Source organism: Nocardia sp. PE-7 (genome assembly GCF_030486425.1).
Lineage (GTDB): Bacteria > Actinomycetota > Actinomycetes > Mycobacteriales > Mycobacteriaceae > Nocardia > Nocardia salmonicida_A.
This window is the reverse complement of sequence record NZ_CP129614.1, coordinates 5,604,165-5,626,670: the sequence shown is the minus strand read 5'-3', so window position 1 is coordinate 5,626,670 and position 22,506 is coordinate 5,604,165. Positions and strand designations below refer to the sequence as shown.

Annotated in this window: 22 protein-coding genes; 11 read left to right on the top strand and 11 right to left on the bottom strand. The window is 68.6% G+C overall.

Features of this window, described 5'->3' with window-relative positions:
• Positions 1-126: 126 nt before the first annotated feature.
• The 3 genes from QX204_RS26440 to QX204_RS26430 all read left to right on the top strand — a co-directional run bounded on the left by QX204_RS26440 (position 127) and on the right by QX204_RS26430 (position 3,258).
• The gene (locus QX204_RS26440) at positions 127-1,848 is read left to right on the top strand and encodes an ABC transporter family substrate-binding protein (protein WP_301903178.1); all 1,722 of its coding nucleotides are present in this window, start codon (positions 127-129) and stop codon (positions 1,846-1,848) included.
• Positions 1,845-2,726, top strand: a complete 882-nt coding sequence (gene mshB, locus QX204_RS26435) for an N-acetyl-1-D-myo-inositol-2-amino-2-deoxy-alpha-D-glucopyranoside deacetylase (RefSeq protein WP_301903176.1) — start codon at positions 1,845-1,847, stop codon at positions 2,724-2,726. Before QX204_RS26440 ends, mshB begins: the two co-directional genes overlap by 4 nt.
• Positions 2,727-2,838: 112 nt before the next feature.
• The gene (locus tag QX204_RS26430; RefSeq protein WP_301903174.1) at positions 2,839-3,258 is read left to right on the top strand and encodes a hypothetical protein; all 420 of its coding nucleotides are present in this window, start codon (positions 2,839-2,841) and stop codon (positions 3,256-3,258) included.
• Here the strand turns inward: QX204_RS26430 and QX204_RS26425 are convergent.
• Positions 3,248-3,601 carry a DUF1622 domain-containing protein gene (locus tag QX204_RS26425; RefSeq protein WP_301903172.1) on the bottom strand — a complete coding sequence of 118 codons (354 nt, stop codon included), beginning with the start codon at positions 3,599-3,601 and terminating at the stop codon, positions 3,248-3,250. The genes QX204_RS26430 and QX204_RS26425 overlap by 11 nt on opposite strands.
• 70 nt (positions 3,602-3,671) lie before the next feature.
• Positions 3,672-4,412, bottom strand: coding sequence for a TetR/AcrR family transcriptional regulator (locus QX204_RS26420; protein WP_301903170.1), 741 nt, complete (start codon positions 4,410-4,412; stop codon positions 3,672-3,674).
• Between the two features lie 133 nt (positions 4,413-4,545).
• On the opposite strand from QX204_RS26420, the gene QX204_RS26415 reads away from it, so the two are divergent.
• The gene (locus QX204_RS26415; protein WP_301903169.1) at positions 4,546-4,797 is read left to right on the top strand and encodes a hypothetical protein; all 252 of its coding nucleotides are present in this window, start codon (positions 4,546-4,548) and stop codon (positions 4,795-4,797) included.
• Between the two features lie 45 nt (positions 4,798-4,842).
• Here QX204_RS26415 and QX204_RS26410 read toward each other — a convergent pair whose 3' ends face one another.
• Both QX204_RS26410 and QX204_RS26405 read right to left on the bottom strand, forming a co-directional pair.
• Positions 4,843-6,501, bottom strand: a complete 1,659-nt coding sequence (locus tag QX204_RS26410) for a PH domain-containing protein (RefSeq protein WP_301903168.1) — start codon at positions 6,499-6,501, stop codon at positions 4,843-4,845.
• The gene (locus tag QX204_RS26405) at positions 6,498-6,998 is read right to left on the bottom strand and encodes a PH domain-containing protein (RefSeq protein ID WP_301908125.1); all 501 of its coding nucleotides are present in this window, start codon (positions 6,996-6,998) and stop codon (positions 6,498-6,500) included. Before QX204_RS26405 ends, QX204_RS26410 begins: the two co-directional genes overlap by 4 nt.
• A gap of 151 nt (positions 6,999-7,149) precedes the next feature.
• On the opposite strand from QX204_RS26405, the gene QX204_RS26400 reads away from it, so the two are divergent.
• From QX204_RS26400 to QX204_RS26385, 4 genes are all read left to right on the top strand, one after another.
• Complete coding sequence (locus tag QX204_RS26400) at positions 7,150-9,750, top strand: bifunctional FO biosynthesis protein CofGH (protein ID WP_301903166.1); 2,601 nt, start codon at positions 7,150-7,152, stop codon at positions 9,748-9,750.
• A 108-nt stretch (positions 9,751-9,858) separates the two neighbouring features.
• Positions 9,859-10,182: a ferredoxin gene (fdxA, locus tag QX204_RS26395; RefSeq protein ID WP_056813450.1), complete on the top strand. Its 324-nt coding sequence runs from the start codon at positions 9,859-9,861 to the stop codon at positions 10,180-10,182.
• A gap of 26 nt (positions 10,183-10,208) precedes the next feature.
• Complete coding sequence (dapC, locus tag QX204_RS26390; protein ID WP_301903163.1) at positions 10,209-11,294, top strand: succinyldiaminopimelate transaminase; 1,086 nt, start codon at positions 10,209-10,211, stop codon at positions 11,292-11,294.
• Positions 11,295-11,400: 106 nt separating this feature from the next.
• On the top strand, positions 11,401-13,107 hold the full coding sequence (locus tag QX204_RS26385; RefSeq protein WP_301903161.1) for a serine/threonine-protein kinase: 1,707 nt from the start codon (positions 11,401-11,403) through the stop codon (positions 13,105-13,107).
• Here QX204_RS26385 and QX204_RS26380 read toward each other — a convergent pair whose 3' ends face one another.
• A complete protein-coding gene (locus tag QX204_RS26380) occupies positions 13,108-13,818 on the bottom strand; it encodes a hypothetical protein (RefSeq protein ID WP_301903159.1) in 711 nt (236 codons plus the stop codon).
• 93 nt (positions 13,819-13,911) lie between these two features.
• Complete coding sequence (locus QX204_RS26375) at positions 13,912-14,763, bottom strand: oxygenase MpaB family protein (protein WP_301903157.1); 852 nt, start codon at positions 14,761-14,763, stop codon at positions 13,912-13,914.
• Positions 14,764-14,888: 125 nt separating this feature from the next.
• Here QX204_RS26375 and QX204_RS26370 point away from each other — a divergent pair, with 125 nt between their 5' ends.
• A complete protein-coding gene (locus QX204_RS26370) occupies positions 14,889-16,316 on the top strand; it encodes an acyl-CoA synthetase (RefSeq protein WP_301903155.1) in 1,428 nt (475 codons plus the stop codon).
• A gap of 3 nt (positions 16,317-16,319) precedes the next feature.
• Here QX204_RS26370 and QX204_RS26365 read toward each other — a convergent pair whose 3' ends face one another.
• Entirely contained in the window at positions 16,320-16,991 is a 672-nt protein-coding gene (locus tag QX204_RS26365; RefSeq protein ID WP_301903153.1) for a molybdopterin-dependent oxidoreductase, read from the bottom strand.
• Positions 16,992-17,114: 123 nt separating this feature from the next.
• On the opposite strand from QX204_RS26365, the gene QX204_RS26360 reads away from it, so the two are divergent.
• Positions 17,115-17,504 (top strand): PPOX class F420-dependent oxidoreductase, encoded by a 390-nt coding sequence (locus tag QX204_RS26360; RefSeq protein WP_301903151.1) that lies wholly within the window; start codon positions 17,115-17,117, stop codon positions 17,502-17,504.
• On the opposite strand, the gene QX204_RS26355 is transcribed toward QX204_RS26360, so the two are convergent.
• The 4 genes from QX204_RS26355 to dapD form a co-directional block, all read right to left on the bottom strand.
• Positions 17,479-18,357, bottom strand: a complete 879-nt coding sequence (locus QX204_RS26355) for an RNA polymerase sigma-70 factor (RefSeq protein ID WP_301903150.1) — start codon at positions 18,355-18,357, stop codon at positions 17,479-17,481. The two genes, QX204_RS26360 and QX204_RS26355, sit on opposite strands and share 26 nt — an antisense overlap.
• Positions 18,354-19,433, bottom strand: coding sequence for an NAD(P)/FAD-dependent oxidoreductase (locus QX204_RS26350; RefSeq protein ID WP_301903149.1), 1,080 nt, complete (start codon positions 19,431-19,433; stop codon positions 18,354-18,356). Before QX204_RS26350 ends, QX204_RS26355 begins: the two co-directional genes overlap by 4 nt.
• Positions 19,434-19,571: 138 nt before the next feature.
• Entirely contained in the window at positions 19,572-20,156 is a 585-nt protein-coding gene (locus QX204_RS26345) for a DUF8020 domain-containing protein (RefSeq protein ID WP_301903147.1), read from the bottom strand.
• Between the two features lie 166 nt (positions 20,157-20,322).
• Positions 20,323-21,273, bottom strand: coding sequence for a 2,3,4,5-tetrahydropyridine-2,6-dicarboxylate N-succinyltransferase (gene dapD / locus QX204_RS26340; protein WP_301903145.1), 951 nt, complete (start codon positions 21,271-21,273; stop codon positions 20,323-20,325).
• A gap of 119 nt (positions 21,274-21,392) precedes the next feature.
• Here dapD and dapE point away from each other — a divergent pair, with 119 nt between their 5' ends.
• Positions 21,393-22,487: a succinyl-diaminopimelate desuccinylase gene (dapE, locus tag QX204_RS26335; protein WP_301903144.1), complete on the top strand. Its 1,095-nt coding sequence runs from the start codon at positions 21,393-21,395 to the stop codon at positions 22,485-22,487.
• Positions 22,488-22,506: the final 19 nt, after the last annotated feature.

Here is a 22,506-nt window from a genome sequence, read left to right as displayed (position 1 = left end):
AAACGGACCCGGCCGACGCCTTTTCGTAGGCCTGTACTGGCCGAACGGCAGTCGATCGAGGGGTTGGGTAGAGTGCGCAGGGTGAGTTCGGGGCGGCGCGCAGGGTGGCGTGCGATAGTGCTGGCGATGATTGCCTCGACGGCGGTCGTGGCCGGTTGCACGGCGAATCCACCACCACCGATCGAGTCTTCCGACTCTCCCAAGACCACCCAGGCCAAGCCGGGTAAGAACACCGTGGTCGTCGCGATCGACGACATCGGGATCGGGTTCAATCCGCACCTGCGCTCGGATCAGTCGCCGGTGACCAGCGCGGTGAGTTCGATGGTGCTGCCGAGCCCGTTCCGCGCCGCGCCGAGTCCTGTGCATTCCGGTCTGGTCGAGTGGGTGCCCGATACCTCGCTGATCGTGTCGGCCGATGTGACGGCCCAGGAGCCGTTCACCATCACCTACACCCTGCGCAATCAGGCCAATTGGTCCGACGGCGCGCCGATCGCGGCCGAGGACTTCCGGTTCCTCTGGCAGCAGATGATCAGCCAGCCCGGCGTGGTCGATCCGGCCGGCTATCGGCTCATCTCGGATGTGGCGTCCTCGGGCGGCGGAAAAACGGTCACGGTGACCATGGCGCAGCCCTATCCCGCCTGGCGTGAACTGTTCTCGAACCTGCTGCCCTCGCACCTGGTCAAGGATTCCCCGGGTGGGTTCACCAGCGGCCTCGTCGACAAGATTCCGGTCTCGGGCGGCAATTTCACCATCAAGTCCGTCGATCGCGGGCGCGACGAGATCTTGCTCGAACGCAACGACCGTTTCTGGGGCACGCCCGCCTCACCGGATCAGATCCAGTTCCGTCGCGGCGGCACGCCCTCGCAGCTGGCCGAATCGCTGCGTACCGGTGACGCGCAGATGGCGCTGGTACACGGCGGCGTGGCGACCCAGGCGCAACTGGCCGCGATCCCGTCGGTGCGCACCACGATCATGCCGCAGGCCCGTGAGATGCAACTCGCGCTCAACGGCCGCTCCGGCGACCTCGCCGACGTCCGGGTCCGCAAAGCGGTGCTCGCGCTGCTCGACCCCGCCCTGTTGGCGACCGTCGGCGCGCAGACCGGCGGTTGGGTGGAACCCGCACGCGCACAAGTCCTTTCGCCGTCGAGCCCCGGTTACGTGCCCACCGCGCCGCCGCGGATGACCGCCGAGGAAGCGTTCGCGCTGCTGGCCGAGGCCGGTTACGGCCGTGCGCCGGAGACGCCGCAGACCGGTTCGCCCACCTCGCCCGCGCCGCGCCCGCGTTCGGTGGCGCGCAACGGCAAGGGGCTGTCGGTGCGGATCGGCGCCGTCACCGAGGACGCGTCGGCGCTGGCGGTGGCCAATACCGCCGCCGACCAATTGCGCAGTGCCGGAATCGATGCCACCGTGCGTGGCCTGCCCGCCGACGAGCTGTACGGCAAGGACCTCACCGAATCCTCGATCGACGCCATCGTCGGCTGGGAGCTGGCAGGCGGCGACCCGGCCACCGCGCTGGCCTCGCGCTACGGTTGCCCGCCGGTCGCACCGGCGGGCGCCGAAGGTCCTGTGCTGGCCGCGGCCGAGGCCTATCGCCAGGCGCCGAGCAATATCGGCGGGGTGTGCGACCCGACCCTGCAGCCCTCGATCGACGAAGCCCTGCGCGGGTTCGATGTGCCGCGGATCCTGGCCGAATCCGAGCCTCGGCTCTGGGAACTGTCGACCGTGCTGCCGATCGTGCAGGACAACGTGGTCGCGGCGGCCGGTCCGCGCGTCGACGGTGTGTCGCTGTCGGGCGCCATCCAGGTCGGCATCTTCGGTGATACGGCACAGTGGCGGAGGATCCCATGACCGATACCGGCGGATTGCTGCTGGTCCACGCACATCCTGACGACGAAACCCTCACTACGGGTGGCACGATCGCGCACTACCGCAGGCGCGGCGTCCCGGTGACCGTGGTGACCTGCACGCTCGGCGAGGAGGGTGAGGTCATCGGCGAACAGTGGTCTCGCCTGGTTTCCGCCGAAGCCGACCAGCTCGGCGGTTACCGCATCGGCGAACTCACCGCCGCGCTGTCGGCCCTCGGCGTGACCGAGCCGCGGTTCCTCGGCGGCCCCGGTCGCTGGCGCGATTCCGGTATGGCCGGTACGCCGTCGGCCGCGAACCCACGGGCCTTCGTGCATTCCGGCGACGCGGCTGTCGACGAACTCGTCGCGGTGATCCTCGAACTGCGGCCCCGAGTGGTGGTCACCTACGATCCGCGCGGCGGCTACGGGCATCCCGACCACATCCGCGCGCACGAGATCACCACCGCGGCCGTCGCGGCGGCGGCCGAGCAGGGCTGGGATGTCCCCAAGTTCTACTGGACCGTTACCGACACCGATCTGCTGCGCCAGCACACCGCCGCGCTGGCCCGTCGCACCGTCGACGAACTGCCGGGCGCGCTGCCCGCGGGCTGGCGTCTGCCGGTCGAGGCCGAGCTGGCCGCCATGTCGACGAGCGGGGTGAGCACCGTGGTCGACGTCTCCGATGTGGTCTCGGCCAAGCGCGCCGCCATGCGCGCACACGCCACCCAGGTCACCGTCGCGCCGAGTGGCCGGGAATTCGCTCTGTCGAACAATATCGCGTTGCCGGTACTGCCCGAGGAGCACTTCGTTCTGGTTCGCGGCACTCGCGGCCAGGTGGGCGCCGACGGGTTCGAACACGATCTGTTCGCCGGCCTCGATTGAGTCGCCGGCCACGGGATCGTCGGCGCTGGTCGCGGTTGTCCGCTGAGCGGTCGGCGATTCTCCCGGGCGCGCGCGACACGGCGGGCCGGTGCGGCCGAATAGACTCGGGCTCATGGTGACCGATCACGATCAGCCCACCGCCGTGCTGCGGTCCTCGCGCCTTCCCGGCGTGGCGGATCCGCTGATCGCGGGACTCATCGTCGTGCTGCTGTTGCTCGACGCGCTGATCACCCTGGCCGTCGAAGTGCTGTTCCTGCCCACCTATCTCGGCTCGTTCGCCTTTCCGGTGGTGGCGCTGCTCGCCGCACCGATCAACATCGCCCTGGTCTACGGCATGGAATCGGTGACCGACCGGGTCGGCTTCACCTTCGCCCCGATCGTGGTGTGGGTCTTCGGGTTCCTGGTCTGCGCCTCGCGCGGGCCCGGCGGCGACATCATGCTGGGCAGCGACTGGCGCACCCTGCTGTTGTTCGCCTGCGGTGTGCTCGCCCCCGCGGGCTACCTGTACTACCGCTCGAACGTCATCCGGTAGATTTCGGCTGCTGCCAGGGCCACTTGCCGGTCAATTCGAGTTCGAGCGAGTAGCTGAGGAACGTCCGCACCAGCACGATCAACGCGAGCACGCCGACGCTGGTGAACGTCGGCGAGATGGCGACCGTGCGGATGATGTCGGCCGCCACCAGGAATTCCAGTCCGAGCAGGATCGCCCGGCCGAGCCCGCGCCGATAGGTGGTGTAGGCGAGCTCGAACTCCTGGTGCTGCGCCAGCTGCCGCAGGAACCGGACGGTGCCGATGAACCCGCCGATGACGATGGCGGCGACCCCGGCCCCGTCGAGCACCTGGCCCGCGGTCTCGATAACCTCGGTGAACTGCACGAATCACCCCTAGCGTCAGCGGCACGGCGATCGAATCGAACGCTACGCCGTGTCGGCGCCGCCTGCGCCGCTATCGGGCGTGGCGGGTCTGGGCGCCGTCCAAGATCAGGTCGATGGCCTGGGTGAATCGGCTGAGCACCCCGTTGGCGGCCTCCTCGACGACCTGCGGGCGCTGCTCGACATAGCGCCGGTGCAGGCGCGGATACTGCTGCGACGCGGCCTCGCTCGCCACCATCACCCGGTCCACCCACTGCTGGGTGGACAGGCCGCTGCGCGCGATCGTCATCATCATCGCGGCCTCGTTGCCGCACGAGCCGACAACGAACTGGAAGATCGCGTTGGTCGCGATATCGACCACCTCGTCGTCGAAGCCCCCGGCTTCCACGATGGCGACCATCGAGTCGGTCAGCCGCATCATGTTGGGCCCGAGATAGGTCAGCGCCGCGCTGCTCAACACCACGGTGATCCACGGATGGGCCAGGATCGTCGCGCGCAATCCGTCGGCCTGCTCGTGCATCACCGCCCGCCAGCGCTCGGGGTCGGGCGTCGGTGTCGGCGCCTCACCGATGACCTGGTCGACGACGAGTTCGAGCAACTCGTCCTTGTTCGCCACGTGGGTGTACAGCGAGGTCGCGCCCGCGCCGAGGCGGGCGCCGAGCTTGCGCATGCTCAACGCGTCGAAGCCTTCGGCGTCGAGCAGGGCGATGGCCTCGGCGACGATCTGGTCGCGGGTCAGCGTGGGTTGGTCGCGCCGTTCGCGCGCCGGCTTGGTCCACACCGAGGTGATCTCCGTCGAGCCGGTGCTCGCCATCCGCTGCCTCCTCGCGTTCTACGACTTCGCCGATCAGCACAGCGTAGCCCCTGTTCGAACACTGTTCGGAGGACGAACACCGCAGTAATGGCGAACAGTGTGCGGTGTTCCGTACGGCATTCGGCGTAGCGAGATGCTCGCAGCGACTCCGGTGGATCCGCCGGTCCGCAAACCACACCGGCCGATTCTGCTCGTGCTGGAGTTCGCTGGTTGCCCGCGGTGGACAACATGGTTCTCACCGTGGCCATCCCGCAGATCGCCACCGATCGGCCGCGGGCTGGTGATGGTGATCGGGCTCGCCGCGGTGTCGGCGGTGGTGTTGATGCGCGACGCGAAAACGCCTGTGGGCGAATCCGAATTGGCGAAGGCGTCGGTGAGCGCCTAGGCTGTCGAGGCGGAATGGCCGGGAGTCCAAGGGCGCCCGGCCATTTCAGCGTCTACCGAGTCGGCCCGGGGTCACTGCCTCGATCAGGTCGGCGGCCTGATCGATCGGGATGTCGACCACCAGGTAGGACTTCTTGCCCGCCGCGGTGGCCGCGACAACAGTGGCGAGACCGGCGCGGCGCTGCCAGAAGGTCTGTCGCACAGTCCATCCGATGATGCCGGGCGCTTCGAGACAGTCCCGATTGCGATCGAGGCTGCCGCTGCGGGTGATCAGCCAGGTCGGACCGGTGGTGCCGGGGAGCACGCGGTGGCCCAAGCCGCGGTAGCGGTCCTCGGCGAGCAGGGCCATGACAACGGCGAGCAACACCGGGAAGGGCCAGGTCCACGCCGGTGGATGCCCACCCGCGAGCGCGATGGCGAGCAGAGCGACGACAGCGATACCGACGGGCCACGCGGCGCGGGTGTAGCGACGACGATGTGCGGCGGGTCCGTGACGCCGTAGCTCGACGGTGCCGAGCGCGGAACCGGTGATCGGTTGCGGTGCGGGCGAATCCGTGAGGGCGGCTGTGGAGGCGACTTTGTCGAGGGAGGTCGCGACCGTGCGTTCGGTGTCGTCGCGGGGTGCCCAGGCCGAGTCCGGTTCCGGGGCGGTCGATGCCTCGGCGTGTGGGCGTCGGCGGGTGCGGAGTAGTTCGTCGAGGGTGCGTTCGACGGCGGCGCGTGGAGCCTGGGGGAGGATCTTCTGCCGGGGGTTCTCGCCGGTCATGATCATCTCGAGCTGAGCGGCGTTGGCGGCGCGCAGCAGCAGCGGTTCGTTGAGTGTGGCGCCGCGGAAGCGGGCCAGGTCCAGGGTGATCTGGCGGGTGGTGAACAGGCCGTGGCGCAGGTGCAGGGTGGTGCCGTTGTCGAGCACGCGCAGGCCGAACCAGGTGGCGAGGTAGTGGGCGCACCCGGCCAGACTCACCAGCAGCACCGTCAGCAGGGTCAGCCCGGTGATGACGATCACGACGATCATCGCGGTGTCGTCGTCGAGATGTTGCACGACAGCACTTTTCGACAGCACGTCGATGAGTCCGTACTGCGCGCCGATTCCCGCGATCGGCGCGACGACGGCCAGCCCGGTCAGCGACAACGGCGCGTACCGCACCCACGCCGCCCGCCAGTGCCCGATCTCCACCCCGGACTCGGTGAGGGCATCGTGCTGCGAAACATGCGGCGCCCCGGTGCTCTCGCTGTGCCCGGATGTCCGTTGCCCGGTGTGCGCGAGTAATTCGGCCCGCAAGGCCGGGATCTGACTGGTGTCGAGCGCGTCGAGCTTGAATTCCTCGCCCTTGTCGGTCTGCTTGCCGGTTCCGATGGCCAGCACCGCCAGCCCGAGCACCCGGTGCAGCAGATCGGCTTCCACATCCACCGACCGAATTCGCGAGCGCGGCACCGACAACGTCCGGCGCTGCACGATTCCGCTGCGCAACTGCACATGATCGGCATCGATCCGATACGAGGTGGTGAACCACCGCGCGATACCGAACGTCGCGACGAGCGTGACCGGAATCAAGCTCCACAGCGGATTGCCGCTGGTGGTGCCGACGATGATCGAACCGAGCAGCACCGGAATGTATTTCATGACCTCGTTGACCGGATATACCAGCAGCATGCGCGGATCCAGGCGCTGCCAGTCGGTCTCGGCCTGCGCGGGTGCGGTCATGTCGCGTCGCCGCGGTGCTGTGCGGCGATGGCGGTCAGCCGCAGCACCGCCTCCTCGGCGACCGGCAGGTCGAGCGCGCCGATCTTCACCGCGCCCGCCGACGACGCCGTGGTGACGGTGACGGTCGCCAGCCCGAGGATCCGTTCCAGCGGCCCACGCTCGGTATCGACGGTCTGTACCCGCGAGATCGGCGCGACCCGCGATTCCTGATCCAGCCACCCCACCCGCGTGTACACGGCATCATCGGTGACCTCCCAGCGATGCACCGCGTATCGCCACACCGGGATCACCACGACGGCCAGTACCGCGAGCACCACGATCGCCAGCCCGGCCAGCACCTGCCAGCCACGATGGTCCTCGTCCACCACCGCCCACAACACGAGTACCACGAAGAGCACCACCACCCCGATCGCGTTCTCCAGCGCCCACAGCAGCTTGGCCTTGGAACTCGGACGCCAGGCCGGTTCGGCCAGGATGGTGGAGCGTGGCAGCGACATGCTGCCCATGGTTCCATGCGCGTGCGACGAGTTCACCCCGTCGGGAATACGCGCGGTCACGGGGGAGGTTGTCGTCGGACAAGGACGACCACAACGCGCCCGCCACGGGCCCGTGACCTCACCGACCACACGTCCGGGGAAGAAGTAGCGCATGATCGACGGGGTGACCGACCTTCCGAAGCCGAGCGTTCCGATGTCGCCGCCGAGTCCCACCGCGATGCGCCGAGCCCTGCGCCGAGCCCGCGACGGCGTCACCTTGAACGCCGACGAGGCCACCGTCCTGCTGCATGCCACCGGCGACGACCTCGTCGACCTGTGCGCGAGCGCCGCCAGAGTCCGCGATGCCGGGCTCGAATCGGCGGGCCGCCCACGCACGATCAGCTATTCGCGCAACGTGTTCATCCCGCTCACCAAGCTGTGCCGGGACAAGTGTCACTACTGCACGTTCGTCACCGTGCCCGGCAAGCTGCGCGCCGAGGGCAAGGGCATGTTCCTCGAACCCGACGAGGTCCTCGAGATCGCCCGCCAGGGCGCCGCGCTGGGCTGCAAGGAAGCGCTGTTCACCCTGGGCGACCGGCCGGAGGACCGCTGGCCGGAGGCGGCGCAGTGGCTCGACGAACGCGGCTACGACTCCACCCTCGACTACCTGCGCGCCGTCTCCATCCTCGTGCTCGAGGAGACCGGCCTGCTGCCGCACCTGAACCCCGGCGTGATGAGCTGGAACGAGATCTCCCGCCTCAAGCCCGTCGCCCAGTCCATGGGCATGATGCTCGAGACCACCGCCACCAGGCTGTTCACCGACAAGGGTGAGTGCCATTACGGCAGCCCCGACAAGGATCCCGCGGTCCGGCTGCGCTCGATCACCGACGCGGGCAGGCTCTCGGTGCCCTACACCACCGGCATCCTGGTCGGCATCGGCGAGAACCTCACCGAGCGCGCCGAGTCGATCATGGCGATTCGCAAGCAGCACAGGGAGTTCGGGCACATCCAGGAAGTGATCGTGCAGAACTTCCGGGCCAAGGACGACACCGCCATGCGCGATGTTCCCGACGCGGGCGTGGCGGAGTTCCTGGCCACCGTGGCGGTGACAAGGTTGCTTCTCGGGCCGGATGTTCCGGTGCAGGCGCCGCCGAACCTGGTGTCGCACAGCGATTGCCTGGCTTTGATCGACGCGGGCATCGACGACTGGGGTGGGGTGTCGCCGGTGACGGTCGATCACGTGAACCCCGAACGGCCGTGGCCGAACCTGGATACCCTGCGCGAGATCACCGAGGCGGCCGGGTTCACCCTCGTCGAACGCACCTCCGCGCACCCGAAATACGTGCGCGCGGGCCACCCGTGGATCGACCCGCGGATCGGTGCGCACGTCGACGCGCTCACCGACCCCGCGACCGGGCTGGCCAGGCCCGATGTGCTGCCGGTCGGCCTGCCGTGGCAGGAGCCCGACGAGTCGTGGGATTCGGTCGGCCGCGTCGACCTGAACACCGCCATCGACACCGAAGGCCGCAATACCGACAGTCGCAGCGATTCCGGGCTCGGCCAGGAAGTCGTCGGCGCGTTCGGCGACTGGGAGACGATCCGCGAACACGCTCGCGACCTGGCCGTCGTGGCGCCCGAGCGCCTCGATTCCGAGGTCCTCGATGCCCTGCGCGCGGCGGAGAAGGACCCGGCGGGGCTCACCGACGACCAGTACCTCGCACTCGCGACGGCCGACGGCGCCAATATGGAAGCCGTTGCGGCACTGGCTGATTCGCTGCGCCGTGAGGTCTCCGGCGACGAGGTCACCTATGTCGTCAACCGCAATATCAACTTCACCAATATCTGCTACACCGGTTGCCGCTTCTGCGCCTTCGCCCAGCGCAAGGGCGATGCCGACGCGTTCACCCTCAGCACCGACGAGGTCGCCGATCGCGCGTGGGAAGCCCACGTCGACGGCGCCACCGAGATCTGCATGCAGGGCGGCATCGACCCCGAGCTCCCCGTCACCGGCTACGCCGATCTGGTCCGCGCCATCAAGGCCCGCGTCCCGTCGATGCACGTCCACGCGTTCAGCCCGATGGAGATCGTCAACGGCGCCTCGCGTGGCGGCCAGAGCATCCACGACTGGCTGTCGGCGCTGAAGGACGCCGGATTGGGCTCGATCCCCGGAACGGCCGCCGAAATCCTCGACGACGAGGTCCGCTGGGTGCTCACCAAGGGCAAACTCCCCACCTCCGCCTGGATCGAGGTCGTCACCACCGCCCACGAACTGGGCATCCCCTCCAGCTCGACGATGATGTACGGCCATGTGGACAACCCGAAGCACTGGGTCGGCCACCTGCGGGTGCTGCGCGGCATCCAGGACGAGACCGGCGGCTTCACCGAGTTCGTCCCGCTGCCGTTCGTCCACCAGAGCGCGCCGCTGTACCTGGCGGGCGCGGCCAGGCCGGGGCCGACCAACCGGGACAATCGCGCGGTCCACGCCCTGGCCCGGATCATGTTGCACGGCCGCATCCACAACATCCAGACCAGCTGGGTGAAACTGGGTACCCTCGGTACTCAGGCCATGCTCACCGGCGGCGCCAACGATCTGGGTGGCACCTTGATGGAGGAGACCATCTCCCGGATGGCCGGCTCTCAGCACGGCTCGGCGAAAACCGTCGCCGAGCTCACCGAGATCGCGGCGGGCATCGACCGTCCGGTCCGCGAACGCACCACCACCTACGGACAGGTGGAAGCCAAACCGACACCACTGCCTTTGGCTATCGGATGATTGTCAGAGTGAGTTAGGGCAGGCTGACCTGGGAGTAATGTGGGCGGTCGGGATAGGGTTTCGTGGGCGGAGTAACCCCGCAGGTGAGGACAGACTAGGAGAACGGCAGTGCCGTACATCATCGCTGAACCGTGCGTTGACGTGAAGGACAAGGCGTGCATCGAGGAATGCCCCGTGGATTGCATCTACGAGGGCGGTCGCATGCTCTACATCCAACCCGACGAGTGCGTGGACTGTGGTGCGTGTGAGCCGGTCTGCCCCGTGGAAGCGATCTTCTACGAGGACGACACTCCGGACCAGTGGAGCGGTTACATCAACGCCAACGTCGACTTCTTCAACGAGCTGGGATCCCCCGGTGGCGCGACCAAGGTCGGTGTGGTCGACTTCGACCCCGCCTTCATCAAGGCGCTGCCCCCGATGGCCGAGGAGTGAGCACAGGGGCGCCCACGCGTGGGCGTGTGAGCAGCCTGCTGCCTGATTTCCCATGGGACACCATCGCCGCGGTCAAACAGAAGGCGTCCACCCATCCGGGTGGACTCGTCGACCTGTCCGTGGGGACGCCGGTGGACCCGGTCGATCCGCTGATCCGGGCGGCATTGGGTTCGGTGGCGGCTGTTCCCGGCTATCCGACCACGCACGGCACCCCTGAGCTTCGCTCGGCCGTCGTCGCGGCGTTCGCGCGCAGGTTCGGCGTCACCGGCGTCGACCCTGCGGCGGTGCTGCCGGTACTCGGCACGAAGGAGCTCATCGCCGGGCTGCCTCGGCTGCTCGGCGTCGGCCCCGCCGATCTGGTGGTGATCCCCGAGATCGCCTACCCGACCTACGAGGTCGGCGTGCTGCTGGCGGGCGCGAAGCCTTGGCGCGCGGACGGTCTCACCCAGATCGGCCCGCAGAACCCGGCGCTGATCTTCGTGAACTCACCCTCGAATCCCACCGGCAAGGTGCTGCCCGTCGAGCACCTGCGCAAGGTGGTGGCGTTCGCTCGCGAGCGTGGCGCGATCGTCGCCTCCGACGAGTGCTACCTGGGCCTGACCTGGGAGGGCGAGGCCGTATCGATCCTCGACCCGCGCGTCTGCGACGGCGACCACACCGGCCTGCTGGCCATCCATTCCCTGTCGAAGACCTCGAACCTGGCCAGCTACCGCGCCGGTTTCGTCGCCGGTGACCCGGAACTGGTGGCCGAACTGCTCGAGGTGCGCAAGCACTCCGGCATGATCATGCCGTTCCCGATCCAGGCCGCGATGACCGCCGCGCTCAGCGACGACGTGCACGAGGCCGAGCAGCGCGAGCGTTACCGCGCGCGCCGCGAAATCCTGCGAAACGCCTTGCTGCAGGCGGGTTTCCGCATCGACTTCTCCGAAGCCGGGCTGTACCTGTGGGCCACTCGCGGCGAACCCTGCCGCGTCACCCTCGACTGGCTCGCCGAACGCGGAATCCTCGCCGCCCCCGGCGATTTCTACGGTCCGCGGTCGCCCGAACACGTGCGCATCGCGCTGACCGCCACCGACGAGCGCATCGCCGAAGCGGCAGCCCGCCTGTCCTGATCGCGATCTCGGCGCGAACCCCTGCGGCTGCCCGCCCAGGGGTTCGCGCCGTCTTGCTTGCCGATATCGTGTGGAGCACAAGGGGACAGGATCGAGGGGACAACGGATGCGCGGGGTGGAGTTCGGCGCCGGCACGGTCTTCGCGGGGTATCGGATCGACCGGCTGCTCGGCCGGGGCGGGATGGGCACCGTGTATCTCGCGGCGCATCCGCGCCTGCCGCGGCGGGTAGCGCTGAAACTGCTCGATCGCGAACTGTCTTCCGACGACGAGGTCCGCGGCCGGTTCGAGCGCGAGGCCGATGTGTCCGCCCATCTCGATCATCCCGGCATCGTGTCGGTGCTCGACCGCGGTATCGAAGACGGTCTGATGTGGATCTCCATGCAGTACGTCGACGGCCGCGACGCCTCGGCGTTCCGCGGGGAGCCGTTGGCTCCGGCACGGGCGGTCGGCATCATCGCCCAGACCGCCGAAGCCCTCGACTACGCCCATGATCGCGGCGTGCTGCACCGAGATGTGAAGCCCGCCAATATCTTGCTCGGCCCCAGCCGTTCCGGCGACCGCGTGCTGCTCACCGACTTCGGCATCGCCCGACTCCGCGGCGATGCCCGCCAACTCACCCGCACCGGCGCTTTCCTCGCGACCCTGGCCTACGCGTCCCCCGAACAACTCTCGGGTGAACCGGTCGATCACCGCTGCGACCAGTACTCGCTCGGCTGTACGTTGTTCACTCTGCTCACCGGCGAAAGTCCCTTTCCCGCCGACAATCCCGGCGCGGTGGTCGCCGCCCACCTGACCAAGCCAGTACCTCGCGCGTCCGCGGTGGTCGGCGACCTGCCGCCCGGAATCGATGCGGTCATCGCCAGGGCGATGGCGAAGGCGCCGGACGAAAGATTCGACAGCTGTGAGGAATTCGCGCGCGCGGCGGCAGCGGCTTTGGTCGGTGTGGGTTCCACGTCGCAGGGTCGAGGCGGCCCGCCACCCGCTGCTGGGGAAGCGACCCGTGTGGCGACCAGGTCGGCCGTTCCGGCTGGGGCGTCATTCGGCCGTGCACGCCTACCGGCGAATACCGGCGAGAGTTCGATGAACCCGACCCTGGTGAGTTCGCCGTCGTCCTCCGTTCCGCGGGCCACAGTCCACGGTGGTGGAAGGGAAGCGGCGGGCGCTGTGGCGATTCCGCGTTCCGGGTATGCGCCAGCGGGTGCCCCTGGGGTCGGGCAGCACGCCGAATCGTCCGGACGACGACCACAGCGGGCGGTTTCGTCGCGGTGGCGGGCACTCGCGGTGAGTCTGATCGTGCTCGCGCTGGTCGCCGGGATCGGCGTCGTCGGCGTCGGTGCGATCTACTGGAAGTTCGTGCGGCCCAACCGAATTCCACCGCCGCCTACCTGGGGCGCCCATGGTTCGGTGGCATCGGGTTTCACCGACTTGATCCCGTCGGGGCCCACCGGGCGCGGCTGGCGCGAGGCGAATTGTTCGGCGACCCCGTCGCTGGTCGTGCTGCCGGGCGACCCGGCGCCGCTGCGGCAGATCAGCTGCGTCGATTCCGAAGGACTCATCGCCTGGTACACCGAGTACCCCGATGCCGCCGATGTCGACGCCTATCTCCTGCGGCACACCACCGAGGAGCTCACGCGCGAACTGCACCACACCAGCCTCGCCGCCTACCGCCCACGCGACCCCGCCGCGCCGTTCACGCTCGCGGCCAGGGAACGCGGCAATGTGTTCAGCGCGAACTCGGTGGTGGAGGTGTCGTGGCCGGGTCACTCCTTCGAGGAGACCCGCGACAACTGGTGGCAGCAAGCACCCTTCTGATCAGTACGCCCCCGCCAGGCGAAGGATCAGCGCGGGCAGGGCGTCGAGCACATCGGCGGACTGGTCGGCCGGTGCGCCGTAGGTGTGCGCGGCGACCGAGAAGCCGGGCCCGAAGGATGCGGAAGCCACCTCGGGAGCGCCCATATCCGACCATCCCCACTTGCTGCCCTGCACGCCGGGGAGTTGGGCGGTGCCCCAGTTCTGGGGAGTGCCGTCGGCGGCGGTATTGCTCGCGCCCGCCATCCACTCGAAGATCGGCGAACCGGCGTCGGTGCGCTGCTTGGCGGCCAGGAATTCGGTGATGTCGGCGGTGCTGGTGCTCGACCGGCCCCAGTCGGCGGTGCCGTGCGTCGCGCGCAATCCGTATTCGCCCGCGGTCGCATCGATCGCCTGCGGATATTTGTCGGCGAGTCGGGTGGCGGCGCCGTCGTCGGAGTCGCGGATCATCCGTTCCGACAGCGCGCGGTCCTCCGGCGAGCCGTCGCCGTGGCGCAGCGCGTAATCGGCGATGTAGAGCTTGGACATCGACAGCGCCGCCCGCGATTCGTGCTCGTTGGCGGTGCCCCAGGCGAATCCGCCCGGCATCCGCAGCGACATGGCGGTGCGCGGCGGCACTGTCGACGGGTCCTCGTCGGCGCGGGCGGCGGGCGCGGCCGCCATGAGGCCGACGGCGACCGCCGCCGCGCACCATGTCACTGTTCGAATGCTCACGAACGTCCTCCGATTCCGCGCGACGGCGTTGCGATCGTGGGGAATGAAACCCGAACGTCGCAGGTCGGCGTGGGAGGCGCGCGGTGATGCCGATCAGATCAGGGGCTTGCCGCGCCGGTGGCGGCGGCGCATGTCGGCGAGGGTGACATTGAAGGGGAAGTTGCGCAGGGGGCGCGGCAGGCGGCCCGTCACGTTGCCGGTGGTGCGCATCAGGCGGTTGAGTTTGCGCTCGTCGGCGGGGCTCCACGATAGGCCGAGTTCGTCTCGGAGGTGCTGGGGGAGCAGGCCGGTGGTGAACCAGCGGTGGAAGCGGGCGAAGGGCGGGCGCAGCAGCGGGTGGACCATCTTCAGGTCGAGCAGGTCGTCGAAGTAGGCCTTGACCGTGGCGTCGACGCTGGTGAGCTGCAGATGCTCGGACCAGTAGGCATCGAAGGCGGCGCGGTCGGCGGGCCACATCTCGCGGGGCACCTGGAGGGTGGTGCCGAGGTAGTGGGCGTAGTCGTAGAAGGTGTCGGCGACGGCGTCGTCGACGGGGCCGTAGAGGCGATTCATCACGTCGACCGAGCCCCAGTACAGACACGCGGCCACCCATAGCTGCAGGTTCTTGTCGAAGGCGTTGTACTTCACGGGGCTGTCGGCGGTGGAGTGGACCTGGCGGTGCGCGCCGTTGACGGCGGTGCGGTAGGCCGCGCGGTCGGCGTCGGTGCCCATCAGCGCGACCGACAGGTAGGTGAGCGTGGTTCGGGTGCGTTTGATCGGGTGCAGCATGATGCTGCCGCTGTGGACCTGCGATTCCGCGACGCCGTGGCCCACGGGAGCCAGGCTGAGCTGCATGATCACATTGGCGGTCGCGCCGTAGAAGGCAGCGGAGCCGTCGACGTAGTCGCGGATGTCGAATTGTGCCGGTTCGGATTGCTGCGAACGCGAGCGCGACTGGATGGTCATCGTTGACCCCGTTTTCGTCGAAGAGAGCGTGAGAGAATTATATGTTGAATCTCGCATCATGTCACCGGGGTGTCAACGACAGCGGCGGCGGCACACACGGAACCTCGTCGCGTTAGCGTTGACGGATGCCCTATGGTCCGCCGCTGCTGCTCGCTTCGTTGAATCCGGCCGCCGTCGCCGCCGGGGATGACATTCCCGACGCCGTCACCATCGATGATGCCACCGTGTCGCGCAGTGATCTGCTGGGTTCGGCGACATCGGTGGCGGAACGGATCGCTCGCGCCGACCGCGTCGCCGTGCTGGCCGAACCGACCCTGCGCACCGTGATCGCGGTGGTCGGTTGCCTGATCGCCGGTGTCACCGTGGTCCCGGTGCCGCCGGACTCCGGCGTCGCCGAGCGCGAGCACATTCTGCGCGATTCGGGTGCGCAAGCCTGGCTGGGCCCGGCGCCGGAGGGCGCCGACCTGCCGGTAGTGCCGGTGCGGCTGCACGCGCGGTCGTGGCACACCTATCCCGAACCCGATCCGGCGGCGATCGCCTTCATCCTCTACACCTCGGGAACCACCGGGGCGCCCAAGGGTGTGATGCTCAGCCGCGGCGCGATCGCCGCCGGGCTCGACGCGTTGGCCGAGGCGTGGGCATGGACGTGGAAAGACACACTGGTGCACGGGCTTCCGCTGTTCCACGTGCACGGGCTGATCCTCGGGCTACTCGGGCCGCTGCGCATCGGCAGTCCCGTGATCCACACCGGCAAGCCGACGCCCGAGGCGTACGCGGCGGCGGGCGGCAGTCTGTACTTCGGCGTGCCGACGGTGTGGTCGCGCGTGGTCGAGAAGCCCGAACTGGCCGAGGAACTGGGTAAGGCGCGGCTGCTCGTCTCGGGTAGCGCGCCGCTGCCGGTGCCGGTGTTCGAGAAGCTGGCCGAGCTCACCGGGCAGGCGCCGGTGGAGCGATACGGGATGAGCGAAACCATGATCACGCTGTCCACCCGGGCCGATGGCGAGCGGCGGCCCGGCTGGGTCGGCACGCCGGTGCGCGGGGTGGAAACGAGGCTGCGGGACGAAGCGGGCGAGCCCGTGCCCCATGACGGTGTGAGCATCGGTGGCCTGCAGGTTCGTGGGCCGATGCTGTTCGACGGGTACCTGAATCGGCCGGAGGCCACCGCGCGGGACTGGACCGAGGACGGCTGGTTCCGCACCGGTGACGTGGCTGTCATCGATGCCGACGGGTTCCATCGAATCGTCGGGCGCGAGTCGATCGACCTCATCAAATCCGGCGGCTACCGGATCGGCGCGGGGGAGATCGAGACCGCGCTGCTCGGGCATCCGGCGGTCGGCGAGGTCGCCGTGGTCGGGCTGCCCGATGACGACCTCGGGCAGCGGATCGTGGCCTTCGTCGTCGCGCGCGACGGGAGTTCCGACGCGCTCGGTGTCGAGCTGACCGCCTATGTGGGCGAACAGCTTTCGGCTCACAAGCGCCCGCGTGAGGTTCGTTTCGTCGACACGCTCCCGCGCAACGCGATGGGCAAGGTGCAGAAGAAGCTGCTGGACTGAGATTCAGTCGGTCCGTTCGGTGCTCCCGCGAGCGCTCATTCGCCGGATCGGTCCGATCAACGCGTGGTAGATCGGCCGAACAATGCGTCCCGGCAGGTAGCGATGCCGCTCCTCCTGCCAGACGCGCGCCCTGCGGTGCGCCGCGAGCGGTGACCACCTGTCCGGGTCGATGGGCTGAGACGTGTGGAATTCGATGCGGCACAGGTGTTTCGTGTTGACGAAGCCGTACTGACCGGGACTCACCAGCCGAATCGGGGCGCCGTGGTCGCTGGTGAGGGGCTGCCCGTCGAGCCGGTCGGCGATGAGCACATCATCGGCCAGCGTGTCCTCGAGCAACGCGATCGACTGAAACCCGTCGAGACCCTCGAAAACGACGTGGCTGATCGAATCGCCCGGCGTGAGAACGGGTTCGACGCGCGCGCGATAGAACGTGGCGAACCCGATGCCCTCCCAGCGCAGGTCGGTAGCGGACCACCCGGCCACACAGTGGAAGTCGGCCTTCACCTCCACTCGCGGTAGCTGGGCGAGGTCGCTGATGGTGAGCGTGAACGGTCGCGTGAGCGCCCCACCGACCTCGATCACCGGGTTCGCGGGAATCGGCGGCGGTGGGTGATGCAGGTGGGTGCCGAAGCGGGGGAAGCCGTCGATCGCGCGTTGGCCGGGGGGAAGCGTCATGTCGAACCTCCAGTTATACGGTTCCGTATAGCTGGCAGCGTAGCGCGCGGACGGTGCCAGGTCGAGAGGCGGTGCGTGGCGATCCCTTGACCTCGACAGCACTCGAGGTTTTAGCGTCGAGGCATGAGCGCAACGCTGACACCGGAACACCTCGCCTACCTGTCGACCCAGCAGCTCGGGCGGCTGGCGACGGTCCGCCCCGACGGCACCCCGCAGAACAATCCGGTCGGCTTCCGCTACAACGCCGAACTCGGGACCATCGACATCGCGGGCTGGAACCTGGCCGCCTCCAAGAAGTTCCGCAATCTCGCCGACAACGCGCAGGTGGCCTTCGTCGTCGACGACATCGCCTCGGTGCGACCGTGGCGGGTGCGCTGCCTCGAGATCCGCGGCACCGCCGAGGCGCTGACCGGGGTGGAGTCCTACATCGGTGATCGGTCCGACGCGCTCATCCGGATCCACCCCGGCCGGGTGATCGCCTTCGGCCTCAGCCCGGAATCCTTACCGCACTGAGCTTTTCGGGGTTGCGCATGGAGTACACCGCGGTGACCCGGCCATCGGTGACCTCGATGGACGTCACCTGGTCGAGCACGCCGTCGACGGTCGCCAGGATCGTGGGCATCGCGTTGTAGATGCCGAGGTGCGCGCCCAGGACGCCGAGCCGCTGACCCTTGGCGAGCAAGCCGATGACGAGCCTGGCCACCTTGTCCTGGCCGTGTACCGGCCTGCGTACCGTGTTCACCACGCCGCCGCCGTCCCCGAGGAACACCACCTCGGGAGCGAGCACGTCCATCAGCGCCTGCACATTGCCGGTGGCGGCCGCGATCGAGAACTTCTCGACCACCGACTGGGCCTCGGCGGGAGTGGCGACGGCGGTGTGGCGTGCGGCGTGCACCCGGTTGCGAGCGCGCTGGTTCAGTTGCCGCACAGCGGCTTCGGATCTGTCCACCGCCGCCGCGATCTCCGGATAATCGAACGCGAACACCTCGCGCAGCACGAACACCGCCCGCTGCACCGGCGTGAGCGTTTCCAGCACGAGCAGCATCGCGGTGGTCACCGCCTCGCCGGTGAGCACGTGCTCGACCCCACCGTCCGCCTCGGTGGCCAGTGGTTCCGGCAGCCACTGGCCGATGTAGTCCTCACGCCTGCGGGCGGCGGAGCGCAGCACCCCGAGCGCCTGCCGGGTGACGATCTGCGCGAGGTAGGCGCGCGAATTCTCGACCAGCGCGAGGTCGACCTCGCGCCAGCGCAGGTAGCTGTCGTGGAGGACGTCCTCGGCGTCGACGACCGAGCCGAGGATCTCGTAGGCGATCGAGAACAGCAGCCGCCGGTTCTCGGTGAAGGTGTCGACGTGTGCCTGGATCACCGTTTCGGACCGCTGAGCCACACGCTGTTGCCGGTGCGCGAGGCGTAGGCGGCGTAGCGGCTCACGCATTCCTTGGCGAACGACGCGAGGGGCCCGCCGAGATACAGCCGCTGGGCGATGTCGTTGCGATCGGTCGCCTGCACCAGCCCGTCATGCCTGCCCAGGCTGATTCCCTGGCCCGCGTAGCCCAGCGAAAACGGCCGCGGCTCCCGTCCTTTGCTCATCCTGGCCAGCGTATCGGCCGCGTGTGCGCCCTGAGGAGCCGCAGTGGCGCAGGCCATGCGCATGCCGGGTACCACCGCGCAGTCGCCGACGACGAAGACGCGAGGATCGGTGACGCTGCGCAGCGTGGCGTCGACCAGGGCACGGCCGTCGACGTCCACCGCGAGCCCGCTACGAGCGGCCAGTTCGGGTACCGCGGCGATGATCGCCCAGAGGGTGAGATCGGAATCGAGTTCGGTGCCCGAACGCAGGCGCAGGGTCGTCGCATCGATCTCGGCGACCCGCTCGGCCACGATCTCCACGTGCAATCGGGCCAGCGTAGTGCGGATGTGCCGTTGCGCGCCGGCGGAGAGCCCGTCGGCGACCGACTCGCTCACCAGTCGTACGCGCAGGTCGGGACGGGCTTCGGCGACCTCGGCCGTGGTCTCGATCCCGGTCAGCCCACCGCCGATCACCGTGACGGTCGCGCCGGCAGGCAAGCCCGCGAGCGCGATGCGCGCCTGTTCGGCCCCTTCCCACGTATCGACCGCGATCGCGCCGGGCAGCGGGTTCGCGATGCTGCCCGCCGCGAGGATCGCGTGGTCGAAGTTCAGGCTCCGACCGTCGTCGAGGCTGACGGTGCCGTCGCCGATCTTGTCCACGCTCGCGGTCTCGATCGTGATCGCTTCCCTGAGCATCTCGGTGAGCGGTCGGGCCGCGGCGCCGCTGCCCGCGATCTGCTCGTGCAACCGCACCCGTTCGATGAAGTCGCCCCGCGGATTGACCACAGTGATCCGTGCGTCGGGGACCTTCTTGTTCAGCCGATTCGCCGCGACAGTCCCTGCGTAGCCCGCTCCGATAACCACGATGTCCATCTGTGCCTCCTGCCATGGGAACTGATGTGTCGACCATGGGATGCGGGCAGGCGTCTGTTTGTGACGGTGATCCCCGCCACAGCGGAAAGGCCCCGCACTCCGCAGAAGTACGAGGCCTTTCCCTATCGTGCTGTCAGATCAGGGCTGACCGGTCACGAAGGCGATCACGGCGTCCAGGAATTCCTGGCCGCCCGTCACGTAGCCGCCGACGACCATGCCGGCCGGGATGGTGAACAGCCACAGGAACGGGAAGAACGCGCCGATGACGCCGCCGATGACGACGCCGGGCAGGTTCTTGTTGACCTGCTCGACGAGCCGGTCGTAGGAGCTGATGTCCTTCAGTTCCGCGATGTCGCTCAGCTTCGCGGAATCCTCGGGCGCCATGGTGGAGGTCAGCTTGACGGTGCGGCCGTCCTCGCTGATCTGCGGGTTCACGGCGATCGGCAGGCCGACGACCTCGGAGCGCAGCGGCGCCTGGTCGACGGTCACGCCGTCGGCCGTCTTGAGCAGCACCGAGGCGCCGTCGGCGGCGACCTCGAACTTGCCGTTGTCGACAGCCCAGGTGACGGTCTTGTCAGCCGGGGACACCGTGGTCTGGTAGTTGATTCCGTGCGTCACGCCAGAAGTCACGCCCCCCGAAGCCACTACAGCGGGCTGTTCGGTGGCCACCGCGGGCGCACCGTTGGCAGTGGCAGCGGTAATCCCCACCGCGGCGACCGCCATGAAATCCCTCCGCTTTTTCGCTGTCCTGATCGGAGCAGCGAAACGAAGGTTAGCGCGCTAATTCGCTTGTCGCACATTCTGGTTCATCTTCATGAAACCGCAATATTTGCTGAATTGTGACTGGTGAGAAGAATTGCCGGGCCGTTCGGCCCGGCAATTCGACCGGTCAATCGTTGGCGTGCAATGCGGCGTTCAGTTCCACGCCGGTGCCCTTGCGCCCGACGACCTCGACGGCGCCGGTGGTGGAATTGCGGCGGAACAGCAGGTTGTCCTGACCGGACAGGCTCGCGGCCTTGACGACGGTGCCGTCGGGTCCGGTGACCTTGGTGCCCGCGGTGACGTAGAGGCCGGCCTCGATCACGCAGTCGTTGCCGAGGGAGATGCCCACGCCCGCGTTGGCGCCGAGCAGCGAACGCTCGCCGACCGAGATGACCTGGGTGCCGCCGCCGGACAGGGTGCCCATGATGGAAGCGCCGCCGCCCACGTCGGAACCGTCACCGACCACGACGCCCGCCGAGATACGACCCTCGACCATCGAGTTGCCGAGGGTGCCCGCGTTGAAGTTGACGAAGCCCTCGTGCATGACGGTGGTGCCCGCGGCGAGGTGCGCGCCGAGGCGGACCCGGTCGGCGTCACCGATGCGCACGCCGGAGGGAACCACGTAGTCGACCAGTCGGGGGAACTTGTCGACGCTGAGCACCGTCACCGGACCGCGGGCGCGCAGCTTCAGGCGGGTCTGCTCGAAACCCTCGACCGCGCACGGGCCGTGGTTGGTCCACACGACATTGCTGAGCAGGCCGAACTGGCCGTCGAGGTTCAGGCCGTGCGGCTGGACCAGGCGGTGCGAGAGCAGGTGCAGGCGCAGGTAGACCTCGTGCGCGTCGACCGGGGCGGCCGACAGATCCGCGATGGTGGTGCGCACCGCGATCACCTCGACCCCACGGGCCGCGTCCACGCCCAGCAACTCGGCGAACTCGGGCACATCGGCGGCGTCGAGGCGCTGGGAACCGGTCTCGGTGAACTCGCCCAGCGCGGGGCTGGGGTACCAGGTATCGAGGACGGTCCCGTCCGAGGTCACATTGGCGATACCGACTGCAGTTGCTCCCTGAATACTCACGGAGGCTATTTTGCCCGTTCCGGCCGGTGCGGTGTGCCGGGGGGCCCTGTGCGTTGGACCACGCGGTCGGCTTCGCCCGGATCCGCGGATCGAGGGCCCGGCCGTACTACTGTCGAGATGTGACTCTCGATTTGCGTGCCGATCCCATCCAGTTGACCGCCGCCCTCGTCGACGTGCCGAGTGTGTCGCGCGACGAGGCCAAGATCGCGGACCTGGTCGAGGAGGCCATCCGGGAGCAGACCACCGGATTCGAAGTGCTGCGGCACGGCAATGTGGTGCTGGCGCGCACGCAGCGTGGATTGCCGACGCGAGTAATTCTGGCGGGCCATCTCGATACGGTGCCGATCGCGAACAATGTGCCGAGCCGACCGGATCGAGTCGACGGCGAAGCCGTGCTGTTCGGTTGTGGCACAGTCGATATGAAATCCGGCGACGCGGTATTCCTGCACCTGGCCGCCACGATCGCCGACCCCGCCCATGATTTGACGCTGATTTTCTACGACGGCGAGGAGATCGCCGCGGAGTTCAACGGACTCGGACATATCGAGCGTGAATTGCCGGAATGGCTCGAAGGCGACTTGGCGATTCTCGGTGAACCGTCGGCAGGTTGGATCGAGGCGGGGTGCCAGGGCACCTTGCGGGTGCGATTGACCACCTCGGGTGTGCGGGCGCATTCCGCACGGGCATGGCTGGGGGAGAACGCGATTCACGGCCTCGCTCCGGTGCTGGCGCGGCTGTCGGCCTACGAGGCGCGCGAGGTCGATATCGACGGCTGTGTGTACCGCGAGGGTCTGTCGGCCGTGCGGGTCTCGGGTGGGGTCGCGGGCAATGTGGTGCCCGATGTCGCCGAGGTGGATGTGAACTTCCGTTTCGCCCCCGACCGCACCGTCGAGCAGGCCGTGGCGCATGTCCGCGAGGTCTTCGACGGACTCGACGTCGCCTTCGAGGTCACCGACTCCTCACCGGGCGCCCTGCCCGGCCTGACCGCCCCCGCCGCCCGCACCCTCATCGACTCCGTCAACGCCCACGGTGGCGGCGGCGTGCGCGCCAAGTACGGCTGGACCGACGTCTCCCGCTTCGCCGCCCGCGGCATCCCCGCCGTGAACTTCGGCCCCGGCGACCCCAACCTCGCTCACAAGCGCGACGAGCACGTCCCGCTCAGCCAGATCACCGCGGTCACCGCGATGCTGCGGACCTACCTGTCCAAGCCGTAGGCCGAGACACCCGTTTCGT

Excerpts from the sequence above, each read along its gene's own strand:
- QX204_RS26440 (WP_301903178.1), top strand. The coding sequence starts at position 127 with ATGATTGCCTCGACGGCGGTCGTGGCCGGTTGCACGGCGAATCCACCA.
- mshB (WP_301903176.1), top strand. The coding sequence starts at position 1,845 with ATGACCGATACCGGCGGATTGCTGCTGGTCCACGCACATCCTGACGAC.
- QX204_RS26430 (WP_301903174.1), top strand. The coding sequence starts at position 2,839 with ATGGTGACCGATCACGATCAGCCCACCGCCGTGCTGCGGTCCTCGCGC.
- QX204_RS26420 (WP_301903170.1), bottom strand. The coding sequence starts at position 4,412 with ATGGCGAGCACCGGCTCGACGGAGATCACCTCGGTGTGGACCAAGCCG.
- QX204_RS26415 (WP_301903169.1), top strand. The coding sequence starts at position 4,546 with ATGCTCGCAGCGACTCCGGTGGATCCGCCGGTCCGCAAACCACACCGG.
- QX204_RS26410 (WP_301903168.1), bottom strand. The coding sequence starts at position 6,501 with ATGACCGCACCCGCGCAGGCCGAGACCGACTGGCAGCGCCTGGATCCG.
- QX204_RS26405 (WP_301908125.1), bottom strand. The coding sequence starts at position 6,998 with ATGTCGCTGCCACGCTCCACCATCCTGGCCGAACCGGCCTGGCGTCCG.
- QX204_RS26400 (WP_301903166.1), top strand. The coding sequence starts at position 7,150 with ATGATCGACGGGGTGACCGACCTTCCGAAGCCGAGCGTTCCGATGTCG.
- QX204_RS26385 (WP_301903161.1), top strand. The coding sequence starts at position 11,401 with ATGCGCGGGGTGGAGTTCGGCGCCGGCACGGTCTTCGCGGGGTATCGG.
- QX204_RS26375 (WP_301903157.1), bottom strand. The coding sequence starts at position 14,763 with ATGACCATCCAGTCGCGCTCGCGTTCGCAGCAATCCGAACCGGCACAA.
- QX204_RS26370 (WP_301903155.1), top strand. The coding sequence starts at position 14,889 with ATGCCCTATGGTCCGCCGCTGCTGCTCGCTTCGTTGAATCCGGCCGCC.
- QX204_RS26365 (WP_301903153.1), bottom strand. The coding sequence starts at position 16,991 with ATGACGCTTCCCCCCGGCCAACGCGCGATCGACGGCTTCCCCCGCTTC.
- QX204_RS26360 (WP_301903151.1), top strand. The coding sequence starts at position 17,115 with ATGAGCGCAACGCTGACACCGGAACACCTCGCCTACCTGTCGACCCAG.
- QX204_RS26350 (WP_301903149.1), bottom strand. The coding sequence starts at position 19,433 with ATGGACATCGTGGTTATCGGAGCGGGCTACGCAGGGACTGTCGCGGCG.
- QX204_RS26345 (WP_301903147.1), bottom strand. The coding sequence starts at position 20,156 with ATGGCGGTCGCCGCGGTGGGGATTACCGCTGCCACTGCCAACGGTGCG.